This window comes from Serratia sp. LTN-2 (assembly GCF_059740205.1).
This window is the reverse complement of the sequence record NZ_JCAXDO010000002.1, coordinates 242,602-255,580: the sequence shown is the minus strand read 5'-3', so window position 1 is coordinate 255,580 and position 12,979 is coordinate 242,602. Positions and strand designations below refer to the sequence as shown.

The window sequence follows — 12,979 nt, the reverse complement described above, 5'->3', positions numbered from 1 at the left end:
CCGGTAAGAGTTAAATGAAAAAGATTTGTTATTTTATCAACTCAGATTGGTACTTTGAACTGCATTGGGTTGAAAGAGCGCTGGCGGCTCAGGCTGCTGGCTATGAAATCCACGTTGTCAGCCACTTTGTCGGAGACGACATTCAGCAAAAGTTGGCAGATAAAGGTTTCATCTGCCACGATTCGTCGGTATCTGAGCTGTCTATCAACCCGTTCAATTTCTTTGGTTCATTGGCCAAGGTATGGTCGTTGCTGAAAAAAATTGACCCTGACGTACTGCATTGCATCACTATCAAACCTTGCTTGATGGGCGGGTTCTTTGCGCGTTTTTACAACAAGCCGATTATTCTCGGCTTTGTCGGGCTTGGGCGCGTCTTTATGGAGGATAAATTGTCAATGAACGTCATTCGTTATCTGACGTTACATTCGTACAATCATATCTTTAAGAACAAAAAATGCTTGCTGGCCTTTGAGCATGAACATGACCGCGATCGACTTCTGGCGCTGACTGAAGCGAAAAAAAGCCAAACGGTTGTGATCGATGGTGCTGGCATTAACCCCGATATTTATCACTACTCGCTAGAAATCAACCGCGAAAAACCGGTCGTCTTGTTCGCCAGCCGTTTGCTCTGGAGTAAAGGATTGGGCGATCTGGTCGAGGTGAAAAAGCGGTTGGCGCAGAAAGGCGTGGATTTTGTGTTGAATGTGGCTGGCATTTCCATTGTTGACGATCCGGATGCTATTCCGCTATCGCAAATAGAAGAATGGCATCAGCAAGGGCTCATCAACTGGTTGGGTCGTTGCAGTGATGTTTACAGCCTGATTGAGGCCTCGAACGTTGTCGCTCTGCCTTCTACGTATTCAGAAGGCATTCCGCGTATTTTGCTGGAAGCGTCTTCGGTTGGGCGTGCTTGCATCGCTTATGACGTGGGCGGCTGCCAAAGTCTGATTATTGATGAGTACACCGGTAGCCTGGTGGAAATGCGCAATATCGAAGTTCTGGCAGAGAAGTTGGAACAGCTGCTTACCAGCCCAAGCAAGCGCGTCGAGATGGGGGTGCGCAGCCGTGAGCGTATCGAGAGCAAGTTCGCCTCATCATTGGTTATTGATGACACGCTAAAGCTCTATCAGCGCGCGATCGCAACCGGAAGCTATTGAGCGTCTTGTGAAAGTTGGGTTTTTCGCTGAAAGGGCAGTGGAAAACCCAAATTTGTAAGCAAGAGCCATGGCAGTAACCTAAATCGCTGTTATTGTCGCGATTGTGCAATTTTTGATGGTTCGTAATCTGTTGCAAAGCCTATCGCACCAATCACTACCCACCCGGCTCAATCCTGAGTTAACATGTGTGCCACATCACAAAACCTGCTGGCCGACGTTGCCGGCAGGGTCATCCTCAGACAGGAGTTCCTAAATGTCCAAGCAACAAATCGGCGTTGTCGGCATGGCGGTAATGGGCCGCAACCTCGCGCTTAACATCGAGAGCCGTGGTTACACCGTTTCCATTTTCAACCGTTCTGGCGACAAAACTGACGAAGTGATCGCTGAGAACCCGGGCAAGAATCTGGCGCCGTATTACGCCGTTGAAGAGTTTGTTGAATCGCTGGAAAAACCGCGCCGCATCCTGCTGATGGTGAAAGCGGGCGAAGCAACGGATAAAACCATTGCCTCGCTGACTCCGCACCTGGACAAGGGCGATATCCTGATCGACGGCGGCAACACCTACTATCAGGACACCATCCGTCGTAACCGCGAACTGTCCGACCAGGGCTTCAACTTCATCGGCACCGGCGTTTCCGGCGGTGAAGAGGGCGCGCTGAAAGGGCCTTCTATCATGCCTGGCGGCCAGAAAGAAGCTTACGAGCTGGTGGCGCCAATCCTGGAGAAAATCGCTGCGGTTGCGGAAGGCGAGCCTTGCGTGACCTACATCGGCGCAGACGGTGCCGGCCACTATGTGAAAATGGTGCACAACGGCATCGAATACGGCGACATGCAGCTGATTGCCGAAGCCTATTCTCTGCTGAAGCAGGCGCTGAATCTGAGCAACGAGCAGTTGGCCGAAACCTTCGCCGAGTGGAACAAGGGCGAACTGAACAGCTACCTGATCGACATCACCAAAGACATCTTCACCAAGAAAGACGAAGAGGGTAAATACCTGGTCGATGTGATCCTGGACGAAGCCGCCAACAAAGGCACCGGCAAGTGGACCAGCCAGAGCTCGCTGGATCTGGGCGAACCGCTGTCGCTGATCACCGAGTCGGTGTTCGCACGCTACCTGTCTTCGCTGAAAGACCAGCGCGTTGCCGCGTCTAAAGTGCTGACCGGCCCGAAAGTGGCGCCGTTCACCGGCGACAAAGCCGAATTCATCGAGAAAGTGCGTCGCGCGCTGTATTTGGGCAAGATCGTGTCCTACGCGCAGGGCTTCTCTCAGCTGAAAGCTGCGTCTAAAGAAAATAACTGGGATCTGCACTACGGCGAAATCGCCAAGATCTTCCGCGCCGGCTGTATCATCCGCGCCCAGTTCCTGCAGAAGATCACCGACGCTTATGCGGCGGACGCAGATATCGCCAACCTGCTGCTGGCGCCATACTTCAAGCAAATCGCCGACGAGTACCAGCAGGCACTGCGTGACGTGGTGGCTTACGCCGTACAGAACGGTATCCCTACGCCAACCTTCTCCGCTGCGATCGCTTACTACGACAGCTACCGTTCTGCGGTGTTGCCGGCGAACCTGATCCAGGCGCAGCGCGATTACTTCGGCGCTCATACTTACAAGCGTACGGATAAAGAAGGTGTCTTCCACACCGAGTGGTTAGATTAACATACTGTAATTGTTTAATATTTTAAACCACCATGCCATTGGCATGGTGGTTTTCTTGGCTTTAATTAATTATTTCTGTTAGCCGTTCCTGCATTCATTGTTGCTAATTCATTTGGCGCCATTCCCTCTGTCTTCAATATTGCGAAATTACCAGGATAGCATATATATGCTGACTCTCAACGACATTATTAGATAGAGAGAAAGGTTTATACTAAGGTTTTTATGAAAAAAATAACCTATCTTGAAGGTTTACGGGGTATATGCTGTTTTATTGTTATTATTGACCACTGTGTCAGCATCTATAAACCAGATATTAGATATACATCGTTTAGCGAAATCGGAGGAATGCTTCGGCGGTTAATTGCATGGACACCGTTAAATATAGTTTACAGTGGGATTGCGCCTGTTTGCATTTTTTTCATTCTAAGCGGTTTTGTTCTTTCAATTAAGTTCAATAAAACCCACGAGAGTAGTGCCATATTCAATGGCGTTGTAAAGAGGTACCCGAGACTAGTTCTTCCTATTTTAGCCTCTATGCTAATGAGTGCATTGCTATATTATGTATTGAAGCATACAACTGGCCATGTGATTGAACTTGGTTTTATGCCAGCGATTCTTGAAGCGGTATATTTCGCGCCTTTCCAACATGTACCGCTGCATAATTATGCGCTGTGGACTATATCTTTCGAACTTTATGGTTCTTTTATTGTTTTCGGTCTGCTTGCTTTTTTCGGCATGCATCGTAGACGACTAATATTTTATGCATTAGTTTTCTCTTTCCTTTATGCATGGGGCTCCTTTTATTGTCTCTTCGTCTTTGGAATGATTCTAAACGATGTATACATTGAAAATAAATTTAAAATCCATGGAGTGCTGCGTGCGCTTATGTTTTTGATCGGCATTGTGCTGGCAACTTCGCCGTATGAACGGGATGGCGTGTATTTATATGGCGGTGTCTATAAATACATTGAATATATTTCCTTCGGTTCATATCGGGATACTTATCAAATGCTTATGTTGACGGGAAGCATGCTTGTTTTTATGTCGATTTTAGGCGGCAGTTTGAGCGAAAAGTTGCTCGAAAACAAGTTGGCGCAGTTTTTGGGACGTATTTCTTTCCCGTTATATGTCGTACATGTCTGTATACTTAATATTATTGCAGCAATAGCGAAGAGTTATTACGGCGATATACACATGTCTACATTCATCATGCTGTTGTTAGTTACCGTATCAGTGTGCCTACTGCTTTCTTATTACTTTGAAAAGTATGTTGACTTGCCCTCAATCAAAATGGCAAATGTATTCGCTAAAAAAATAGCATAGTTTTAGCAACCATCAAATATATAGCTGACATTTCTAAGTGGATCCAATGAATGAATAAGGATGCTATGATCGACGTTAAGAGTAATGCTTCCGCAGCAAGCGAAAGTGTTAAGGTCTCGATAATAATCCCGGTATACAATGCTCAGAATTCCATTGTTGCAACCCTGGATTCTATTTTACGTGCGATTAAGAGTACACATGAAATCATCCTTGTCGATGATTGCTCAAGTGACAATACTATCTCGGTGATCGAGGATTATCTTGCCCAGAGAGAAAATATCAAGCTCATTAGGCAAGAGAAAAATCAGGGGCCGGGTATTGCCCGAGATGCAGGCCTGGCATCAGCGAGCGGTGAGTATACGATCTTCTTCGACAGCGATGACTTTATGTTGCCTAATGTGGCTGATAATGCCATCGCCAAGCTTGAAAAAGAAAAGCTGGACGTTGCTGTAACTCAGTACAATATCGTTTATGGCAAAGCCAAAGAAAGTATTGGCATGTGGGAAGGCGATGAGAAGTTGTTTGAGGAAGTACGTGTAAAACATGGTGATATCCTTTCTCTGAAAATGCTACCCGATTTTCTGACGCTAACAAACTATCCTTGGAATAAAGTCTGTAGAACACGATTTTTAAAGGATAATGACATAAAATTTGGTAGTTTACGTCTGCATGAAGATATTTTACCTCACTGGAAAATATTGATGAATGCAGAAAAGATTGCCATTCTGAACGATGCAATATGTAATTATATGCTTTGCCCAGACGGCAGCAATGTGACTAATAATAAAAGTCAGTTACGTATGCAGTGCGTAGATGCTATTGCCGAATTATATGACTATATTAAGTCAGACAAGCGCCATGATGTCTATACAACGAGTTTCTTCGTGTTTAGCGTTAATCTGGTTGATTGGGCAAAAGAAAATATAGTCATTGACTTCAAGTCAGCGCTAACCTCCAAAGTGAGAGACGTTTTCCTGCAGAGCAGCTACAGCGATCTGCAAAAAGTTTTCCACACGAATAAATATATTCATTCTAAAGTGTGCGAGTATTTAGTTAATAAAAAGGTTTTTTGAGATGACTGCAAAATTATCTATCATTGTCACATCCTATAACATCGAAAAATACATTGGCGAATGCTTGGACAATGTTCTGGCCCAATCGTTAGAAGACATTGAAGTCATTGTAGTGGATGATGGTTCTAAAGATAGTACGCCGAAAATTATCGAATCATATGCAGAGAAAGATAAGCGTATCATTCCTATTCTGATGAAAGAGAATTCACCTGGTGGGGTTGCTACCGTTGCCAATATTGGCATGGAAGCAGCTACGGGCGAATTCATTGGTTTTGCCGACGGTGACGATCTTTACGATCCGACAATGTTCGAGAAGCTTTATAACATTGCAGTGGCTGAAAATGCCGACGTCGCGATGTGCAATTTCCTCGAATTTGAGACAGAAACCGGTATCGAAAATGCGCCGTATGAACCTGCGTGGGCGCCATTGGCGAAAGAGCCTGTTTGGGATATCCGCAGCGTTGAGAACAAGAAGAAAGTTCTCGAGTTATTACCGGTGCCATGGCGTAAAATTTACAAGCGTAAACTCATTACTGACAATAATCTGAAATTCCCTGTTGGAAAATACTTCTTTGAAGATAATGGGTTCCATTGGTTTGTCTCGTTAACGTCAGATAAAGTCTGCTTTATCGACGAAGTGCTGTGCTATCACAGACGTAATCGTGCCGGCCAGACGATGATGGCCGGCGGGGATCGGTTACTCGGTGTTTTCCTGCAGCACCAGGTTATTTTTGACTATCTTGAAAAGTCAAAAATGCTGGCGCAATATCGCGAGTATTCACTCAACTGGCTGATTGGTCATATTGCTTGGGTAAGCCAGGTTCTCACACCTACATTTTCCACAGAGTTCTACCAAACGCTGTTGCCGCATGTAAAACGCTATCAGAAAGATGAAATTCAGCGGTATTTGTCCACACGCTTCTATGATAGAAAAACGGTTGGTCTCGTTATCGCACTGATGAAAGAAAACAGTGCAGATTTCTCAAAAGTTATGAATGGCTGGGTAGCGAAAACGAAGGCTGAAAAATTACGCTTCAACTACGACAAACTGGGAGCGAGTGGTTTGCTGAACATGCTAGTACGTGTTGGCAAGCATAAGTTTGTCGAGCGCGGGCTACATCGAAAGAGTACGCGAACTTTGTTAATTGAAAACAATGCAAAACTGGATTCTATTCATTGGCGTTTGTCGGAGTTAGAGCGAATGATCGAGTCTGGGTTTATTCTGCAAGAGCAGAGAATTGCAGAAATAAAAAAACAGGTTGAAGAGATTAAATAAGAAGAAATGAGCCTTATGCGGTAGCATAAGGCTTTTTTCATTTAATCTCCTTCGATTCTATGATTATGGGATTAAACGCGGGAGGTTTCACTGGGGGCCAATGTCATTTTAAAAGTTGGCTTTATTACAATAAACATGGTGGAATAATAATGTCTGAAGATAAAACGATACCCTATGTTTCGGTAGTCATGCCAGTTTTTAATGCCGAGATTTATATTTTTGATGTCATTGATAAAGTCAGAAAGCAAACACTGAAATCGCTCGAGATTATTATCGTTGACGATAATTCCACGGATGGTACCAAGGCGATCCTGGAACGTATTGCCGCCGAGGATGACAGAGTTATACTGCTTTCAGGAATTGAAGGTGGTGGGGCCGGTGCTGCGCGCAATGTTGGTTTAAGCCATGCTAGAGGTGAGTTTGTTGTTTTCCTCGATGATGATGATTTTGTTGATGAAAACCTGATGGAAAAAGCCTATTCAATGGCGAAATCGCATGATGCCGATGTTGTCATTTATAGAAGCCAGTTCTATAACGTTCAGCAGGATAAGCATCTGTCGATCCACTGGTCTATACGCACAGATCTACTGCCACAAAAAAATGTATTCTCTTCCGTTGAGATTAAGAAGGATTTTTTCAACGCTTTTGTTTGGTGGCCTTGGGACAAAATGTTGAAACGTGAGAGGATATTGGCCGAAGGTTTACAATTTCAGCAGATAAGAACCTCAAACGATCTTTATTTCATTTGTGCGTTCGTTTTGTTATCTGAAAAAATATGTATTCTCGATGATGTATTAATTGATCACACGGTTTCCAGAGAGACATCTCTGTCTAATACTCGCGAAAAATCCTACCACTGTGCAATTGATGCGTTGGAAGCATTGAGATCCTTAATGATTGAACGAGGGATCTATGATGGACGAAAAATCGATTTTATCAACTATTCGGCTTCGTTCCTAGAGTGGCATTTGAATACCCTGTATGGTAAGGCTTACTTCACATTATATGAAGATATCAAAAGTTATCTGAATAAACTCGGTGCCAAGCTCGAGGATTTTTACGAAGAAAGAACACAAGTCTTTTTCGACAGTCTTTATCGTTTGTCAGCGAATGACTATCTCTTTTATTTAAGTCGACGTTTACAGAATGAAAATGATGAGCTGGTTTCTGCTAATTATGATCTCTCTTCTGCCAATCGCGAAGCCGCGTCGTCTTATCAGATATTATCTACCTCTTATCAAGATGTTTGCGCTGAGTTCAAACGAAAAGAGGAAACGGAACAAAAGCTTCATGCTGAACAGCAAGCTATCGAGGCGAAGTTGAGTGCCCTGGAGGCTCGGCTCAGAGCTCATGAAGGGGTTATTCTTGAGAAAGACCACCAATTGAGAGCTGCTGACAGCGAGATAGAGTCGCTTACGCATCAACTCAGAGAGTGCGAAATGCGTAATCGTGAGATCGTTAATTCCTGGTCATGGCGGCTGATGGCTCTGTTCCGTCCTTCGCGCAAAAACGGAAAATAAAGAATCACGTAGTGGGGCTGGGGAGAGCTCTCTTCTGCTGCAGAGTTCGATTCCTGTGAACAAATCATAAGCCGCCGAGGTTAACGCCCGGCGGCTTTTTTATTGCGCATGATTTAACGTCACGCTTTTTTCTGATGCCGCTCGCGCAGCCGGCCGATCACCGCGCTCAGATCCAGATCCTGGTCCTGCAGCAGCACCAGCAGGTGATAGATCAGGTCCGAGGCTTCGTTGGTCAGCTCTTCGCGATCGTTGACCGTGGCGGCCAGCGCGGTTTCCACGCCTTCCTCCCCGACCTTCTGCGCGATGCGCTTGGTGCCGCTGGCGTACAGGCTGGCGGTGTACGAGCTGTCCGGGCTGGCGTGCTTGCGCTCCGCCAGCAGCTGTTCCAGCTGATAGAGGAACGTCCAGTCGCTGGCAGCCGGGTGGAAGCAGCTGCTGTTGCCCAGGTGGCAGGTCGGGCCGATCGGGTTGGCCAATACCAGCAGCGTGTCGTTATCGCAGTCCGGCGTGATGCTGACCACCTTGAGGAAGTGGCCGGAGCTTTCACCCTTGGTCCACAGGCGCTGCTTGGTGCGTGAGAAGAAGGTGACGTTGCCGCTCTGCTCGGTGGTCGCCAGCGCTTCCGGTGTCATGTAGCCCAGCATCAGCACTTCGCCGGAAACGGCATGTTGCACGATGGCGGGCATCAGGCCGTCGGTTTTTTCCCAGTCCAGCTGGTTTCTTTGTTGTTCTGTCAGCACACGCGAATCTCCACGCCTTGTTCAACCAGGAACCTTTTCAGTTCGCCGATATTGATGATTTGTTTGTGGAACACCGACGCTGCCAGCGCGCCGTCGACGTCCGCATCGCGGAACGCCTCAAGGAAGTGTTCCATGGTGCCCGCGCCGCCGGAGGCGATCAGCGGCACCTTGCAAGCCTCGCGTACCAGGCGCAGTTGCTGCAGATCGTAACCGTTGCGCACGCCGTCCTGATTCATCATGTTCAGCACGATCTCACCGGCGCCGCGACGCTGCACTTCCTGCACCCAGTCGAGGGTTTCCCACTGGGTGATGCGGGTGCGGCTCTCATCGCCGGTATATTGGTTGACGTGATACTTGCCGGTTTCACTGTCAAACCAGGTATCGATGCCCACCACGATGCACTGCACGCCGAAGCGATCCGCCAGGCGGCTAATCAGCTCGGGATCGGCCAGTGCCGGGGAGTTGATGGAAATCTTGTCGGCGCCGAAAGACAGGATCTGGCTGGCATCCTCGGCGCTTTTAATGCCGCCGGCGACGCAGAACGGAATATCAATCACCTCCGCCACGCGCGATACCCAGCTTTTGTCCACCACCCGGCCGTCGCTCGAGGCGGTGATATCGTAAAATACCAGCTCGTCCGCACCTTCTTGCGCATAGCGCTGCGCCAGCGGCACGATGTCGCCGATGATTTCGTGGTTGCGGAACTGCACGCCTTTCACCACTTGCCCGTCTTTAACATCCAGGCACGGGATTATCCGTTTTGCCAGCATGCGATCGCCTCCTCAACGCTAAATTTACCTTCCAGCAGGGCGCGCCCCACGATCACGCCGGCAACGCCGCTGCCGCGCAGCTGGGCGATGTCGTCCAGATTGCCGATGCCGCCCGAAGCCTGAAAGGCCACCTGCGGATAGCGGCGGCTAATCTCCTGATACAGCGCCACATTGGAGCCGGCCAGCGTGCCATCGCGCGAAATGTCGGTGCACAGCACGTGCTTCAGGCCGTAGGGCAGGAACTGCTCCACCACCTGTTCCAGCGTGGCGTCGGAATCTTCCTGCCAGCCGCTGATGGCCACGCGTTTTACGCCCTGCGCATCGATGCGCACGTCCAGCGCCAGCACCAGTGCGTCGGCGCCATAGCGCTCGAACCAGCTTTGCACCAACTGCGGCTGTTTCACCGCGGTGGAGCCGATCACCACGCGCGTGGCGCCGGCCTCCAGCAGAGCGCTGACGTCCTGCTCGTTGCGGATGCCGCCGCCGACCTGCACCGGCACGTCAACCCCCGCCAGCAGCTTGCGCAGCAGCGGGATCTGGCGCGCGGCCGGATCCTTGGCACCGGTCAGATCGACCAGGTGCAGCACCTGCGCGCCCTGTTGTTGATAGTCCTGCAGGCGCAGCAGCGGATCGTTGCCGTAGTCGCGCTGTTGGCCGTAATCGCCCTGGTGCAAACGCACCACGTTGCCGTCGATCAAATCCAAAGCCGGAATAATCATGCTGCCTACATCTCCAGAAAGTTTTTCAACAGTTGCGCACCGGCTGCTCCAGAACGTTCTGGATGAAACTGCACGCCGAAGAAGTTGTCTTTTTGCACGGCGGCGGTGAAGGGCTCGCCGTAGTTCGCCTGAGCGATGGTGCTGGAGCATATCGGCATCGCATAGCTGTGAACGAAATAGAAGTAGGCACCGTCATCGATGCCGCGGAACAGATGGTGGCCCGCCTGCGCAGACACCTGGTTCCAGCCCATGTGCGGCAGCGGCAGGCCGAAGTCGGTCATCTGCTTCACCGGCGTATCGATGAGGCCGAGCGTGGTCACGCCGCCGTTCTCCTCGCTGCTGGTCGCCAGCAGCTGCATGCCGAGACAAATGCCCAGCACCGGCTGAGTGCAGGCCTTGATCAGCTCGATCAGATCGCGTTCGCGCAGCTGATCCATCGCCGCCTGCGCGGTGCCGACGCCCGGCAGGAACAGCTTGTCGGCGCGCAGCACGATCTCCGGATCGCGGCTCACCTCCGGCTGATAACCCAGGCGCCGCACCGCGTAGGTGACGGAGGCCAGGTTGGCGCAGCCGGTATCCAAAATCACCACGTTCATCACAGCACTCCTTTCGAGCTCGGCAGGGTATTGCCTTCGACGCGGATCGCCTGGCGCAGCGTGCGGCCAAACACTTTGAACAGGCTCTCGACCCGGTGGTGGTCGTTTTTGCCCTTGGTCTTCAGGTGCAGAGTACAGCCCATGGTATAGGAGAGCGAACGGAAGAAGTGCTCGACCATTTCAGTGCTGAGATCGCCGACGCGCTGATAGTTGAACTCGGCCTTGTACTCCAGGTGCGGGCGGCCGGAGATATCCAGCGCGCAGCGCGCCAGGCATTCGTCCATCGGCAGCACGAAGCCGAAGCGGGCGATGCCGCGCTTGTCGCCCAGCGCCTTGTTCAGCGCTTCACCCAGTGCCAGACCGGTGTCCTCTACCGTGTGGTGATCGTCGATATACAGGTCGCCTTTGACGTCGATCTCCATGCGAAAGCCGCCGTGGGTAGCGATCTGATCCAGCATGTGGTCGAAGAAGCCGACGCCGGTTTTGATCTTGCTGCCGCCTTCGCGATCCAGCCAGACGTTGACGTCGATTTGCGTCTCTTTGGTCACGCGGTTAACCCGCGCGTGACGATCGCGCAGGGTCAGCTGGCGCACGATCTCTTTCCAGCCCAGCACGCCGCGCTGGTAGCGCAGCCCCTGAATGCCCATGTTTTCCGCCAGCTGCACGTCGGTCGGCCGATCGCCGATCACGTAGCTGTGGGCGGCATCCAACACGCCGGGTTCGAGATATCCCTTCACCAGCGCGGTTTTCGGCTTGCGGCAGTCGCAGTTGTCCGCCGGCAGGTGCGGGCAGATCAGCACATCGGCGAACTGAATGCCCTGCGAGCTGAGGATCTGCATCATCAGGTTGTGCGGCGGATCGAAGGTTTCCTGCGGGAAACTGGCGGTGCCGAGCCCATCCTGATTGGTGATCATCACCAGCTGATACCCCGCCTGCTGTAGCGCCAGCAGAGAAGGGATCACGTCCGGCTCGAGCGCCAGCTTGTCCAGGCGGTCAACCTGGAAATCTTCCGGTGGCTCGGCGATCAGCGTGCCGTCACGATCGATAAAGAGGATTTTTTGGCTCACATTGGCTCCTGGCGAGTCTGGTTGGCGCCGGGCAGGGCGGACAAGGCGTCCACCACGCGTTGACATTCGTCGCGGGTGCCTATGGTGATGCGCAGGCAGCCGGACAGCCCGGGCTGTTTGTTTTGGTCTCGTAAGATAATGCCCTGATCCCACAAGCTTTTAAACACATTACTTGAGGCGGTGAAGCGGGCCAGCAGGTAATTGCTGTCGCTGGCGAAAACCTGCTCGACGCAGGCGCATTTTTCCAGCTGTTGCTGCAGCCAGCTGCGGGTGGCTGCGATGTCGGTTACGCGCTGACGCATGGTGCGGATGCCCTCTTCGCTCAGCGCCTGTGCGGCGATATCCGCCACCGGCGTCGAAAGCGGGTAAGGCGCGATCACCTTCAGCAGCAGGGCGATCAGATCTTCGTTGGCGAGCGTAAAGCCGCAGCGCAGGCCTGCCAGCGCAAAGGCTTTCGACAGCGTGCGCAGGATCGCCAGGTGCGGATAGTCGCTCAACCAGCCCGCCACCGAAGCCTGCGGGCAAAACTCGATATAGGCTTCGTCCACCACGACGATCGCCTTGCCTTTGGCCAGCTCCAGCAGGCTGCGCAGAGAATCCGGGTCGATCAGGTTGCCGGTCGGGTTGTTCGGGCTGCAGACGTAGATCAACTTCACGTTGTCCAGGCTGTCTGCGATGGCTGGCAGATCCAGCTGCCAGTCCTCTTTGGCGGCCACGGTACGGCGCTCCACGCCAAAGGTTTCGGCGCTGACGGCGTACATGCCGTAGGTCGGTGGGCAGAACAGAATGGCGTCTTTACCCGGCTCGCAGAAGGCGCGGATCAGCAGCTCAATGCCCTCGTCGGCGCCGCGGCTGACCAGCACCTGTTCTTTCTTCACCCCGGCGTAGGCGGCATAACGTTCGATCACCTGCGCCGGCTGGCACTCCGGATAGCGGTTGAAGGTTTGCGCGGTCAGCTGGAATTCCGGCGCGATCGGGTATTCGTTGGCGTTGAGCCACACATCGCCCTTACCGCCGAGGCGGCGCGCCGATTGATAAGGGGTCAGCTCGCGAACGTTGGCGCGCGCCAGTTTTTCGA

At 51.3% G+C, this 12,979-nt stretch carries 12 protein-coding genes; 6 read left to right on the top strand and 6 right to left on the bottom strand.

Features of this window, described 5'->3' with window-relative positions; genetic code table 11:
* The first annotated feature begins 14 nt into the window (after positions 1–14).
* The 6 genes from AC6BYQ_RS04970 (at position 15) to AC6BYQ_RS04945 (ending at position 8,009) form a co-directional block, all read left to right on the top strand.
* Complete coding sequence (locus tag AC6BYQ_RS04970; protein ID WP_498056396.1) at positions 15–1,157, top strand: glycosyltransferase family 4 protein; 1,143 nt, start codon at positions 15–17, stop codon at positions 1,155–1,157.
* Positions 1,158–1,410: 253 nt separating this feature from the next.
* Positions 1,411–2,817 carry an NADP-dependent phosphogluconate dehydrogenase gene (gnd, locus tag AC6BYQ_RS04965; protein WP_498056395.1) on the top strand — a complete coding sequence of 469 codons (1,407 nt, stop codon included), beginning with the start codon at positions 1,411–1,413 and terminating at the stop codon, positions 2,815–2,817.
* A 222-nt stretch (positions 2,818–3,039) separates the two neighbouring features.
* Positions 3,040–4,140, top strand: coding sequence for an acyltransferase family protein (locus AC6BYQ_RS04960; RefSeq protein ID WP_063919079.1), 1,101 nt, complete (start codon positions 3,040–3,042; stop codon positions 4,138–4,140).
* Positions 4,141–4,190: 50 nt separating this feature from the next.
* Positions 4,191–5,213, top strand: a complete 1,023-nt coding sequence (locus AC6BYQ_RS04955) for a glycosyltransferase family 2 protein (RefSeq protein WP_498056394.1) — start codon at positions 4,191–4,193, stop codon at positions 5,211–5,213.
* A 1-nt stretch (position 5,214) separates the two neighbouring features.
* The gene (locus tag AC6BYQ_RS04950; RefSeq protein ID WP_498056393.1) at positions 5,215–6,489 is read left to right on the top strand and encodes a glycosyltransferase; all 1,275 of its coding nucleotides are present in this window, start codon (positions 5,215–5,217) and stop codon (positions 6,487–6,489) included.
* A gap of 149 nt (positions 6,490–6,638) precedes the next feature.
* Complete coding sequence (locus tag AC6BYQ_RS04945) at positions 6,639–8,009, top strand: glycosyltransferase family 2 protein (protein WP_498056392.1); 1,371 nt, start codon at positions 6,639–6,641, stop codon at positions 8,007–8,009.
* Between the two features lie 119 nt (positions 8,010–8,128).
* Here the strand turns inward: AC6BYQ_RS04945 and hisIE are convergent, their stop codons facing one another.
* The 6 genes from hisIE to hisC are packed head-to-tail and all read right to left on the bottom strand — an operon-like array spanning position 8,129 to position 12,971.
* Positions 8,129–8,749, bottom strand: a complete 621-nt coding sequence (gene hisIE, locus AC6BYQ_RS04940) for a bifunctional phosphoribosyl-AMP cyclohydrolase/phosphoribosyl-ATP diphosphatase HisIE (RefSeq protein WP_015377251.1) — start codon at positions 8,747–8,749, stop codon at positions 8,129–8,131.
* A complete protein-coding gene (gene hisF / locus AC6BYQ_RS04935; protein ID WP_019454372.1) occupies positions 8,743–9,519 on the bottom strand; it encodes an imidazole glycerol phosphate synthase subunit HisF in 777 nt (258 codons plus the stop codon). The genes hisIE and hisF overlap by 7 nt, the downstream gene beginning before the upstream one ends.
* The gene (gene hisA / locus AC6BYQ_RS04930) at positions 9,501–10,238 is read right to left on the bottom strand and encodes a 1-(5-phosphoribosyl)-5-[(5-phosphoribosylamino)methylideneamino]imidazole-4-carboxamide isomerase (protein ID WP_004938806.1); all 738 of its coding nucleotides are present in this window, start codon (positions 10,236–10,238) and stop codon (positions 9,501–9,503) included. Before hisA ends, hisF begins: the two co-directional genes overlap by 19 nt.
* A 5-nt stretch (positions 10,239–10,243) precedes the next feature.
* On the bottom strand, positions 10,244–10,834 hold the full coding sequence (hisH, locus tag AC6BYQ_RS04925) for an imidazole glycerol phosphate synthase subunit HisH (RefSeq protein ID WP_063919082.1): 591 nt from the start codon (positions 10,832–10,834) through the stop codon (positions 10,244–10,246).
* A complete protein-coding gene (gene hisB / locus AC6BYQ_RS04920) occupies positions 10,834–11,901 on the bottom strand; it encodes a bifunctional histidinol-phosphatase/imidazoleglycerol-phosphate dehydratase HisB (protein WP_198635507.1) in 1,068 nt (355 codons plus the stop codon). Before hisB ends, hisH begins: the two co-directional genes overlap by 1 nt.
* Positions 11,898–12,971: a histidinol-phosphate transaminase gene (gene hisC, locus AC6BYQ_RS04915; RefSeq protein WP_498056596.1), complete on the bottom strand. Its 1,074-nt coding sequence runs from the start codon at positions 12,969–12,971 to the stop codon at positions 11,898–11,900. The genes hisB and hisC overlap by 4 nt, the downstream gene beginning before the upstream one ends.
* Between the last annotated feature and the right edge of the window lie 8 nt (positions 12,972–12,979).

Excerpts from the sequence above, each read along its gene's own strand:
- AC6BYQ_RS04955 (WP_498056394.1), top strand. The coding sequence starts at position 4,191 with ATGAATAAGGATGCTATGATCGACGTTAAGAGTAATGCTTCCGCAGCA.
- gnd (WP_498056395.1), top strand. The coding sequence starts at position 1,411 with ATGTCCAAGCAACAAATCGGCGTTGTCGGCATGGCGGTAATGGGCCGC.
- hisF (WP_019454372.1), bottom strand. The coding sequence starts at position 9,519 with ATGCTGGCAAAACGGATAATCCCGTGCCTGGATGTTAAAGACGGGCAA.
- AC6BYQ_RS04945 (WP_498056392.1), top strand. The coding sequence starts at position 6,639 with ATGTCTGAAGATAAAACGATACCCTATGTTTCGGTAGTCATGCCAGTT.
- AC6BYQ_RS04970 (WP_498056396.1), top strand. The coding sequence starts at position 15 with ATGAAAAAGATTTGTTATTTTATCAACTCAGATTGGTACTTTGAACTG.
- hisH (WP_063919082.1), bottom strand. The coding sequence starts at position 10,834 with ATGAACGTGGTGATTTTGGATACCGGCTGCGCCAACCTGGCCTCCGTC.
- AC6BYQ_RS04950 (WP_498056393.1), top strand. The coding sequence starts at position 5,215 with ATGACTGCAAAATTATCTATCATTGTCACATCCTATAACATCGAAAAA.
- AC6BYQ_RS04960 (WP_063919079.1), top strand. The coding sequence starts at position 3,040 with ATGAAAAAAATAACCTATCTTGAAGGTTTACGGGGTATATGCTGTTTT.
- hisA (WP_004938806.1), bottom strand. The coding sequence starts at position 10,238 with ATGATTATTCCGGCTTTGGATTTGATCGACGGCAACGTGGTGCGTTTG.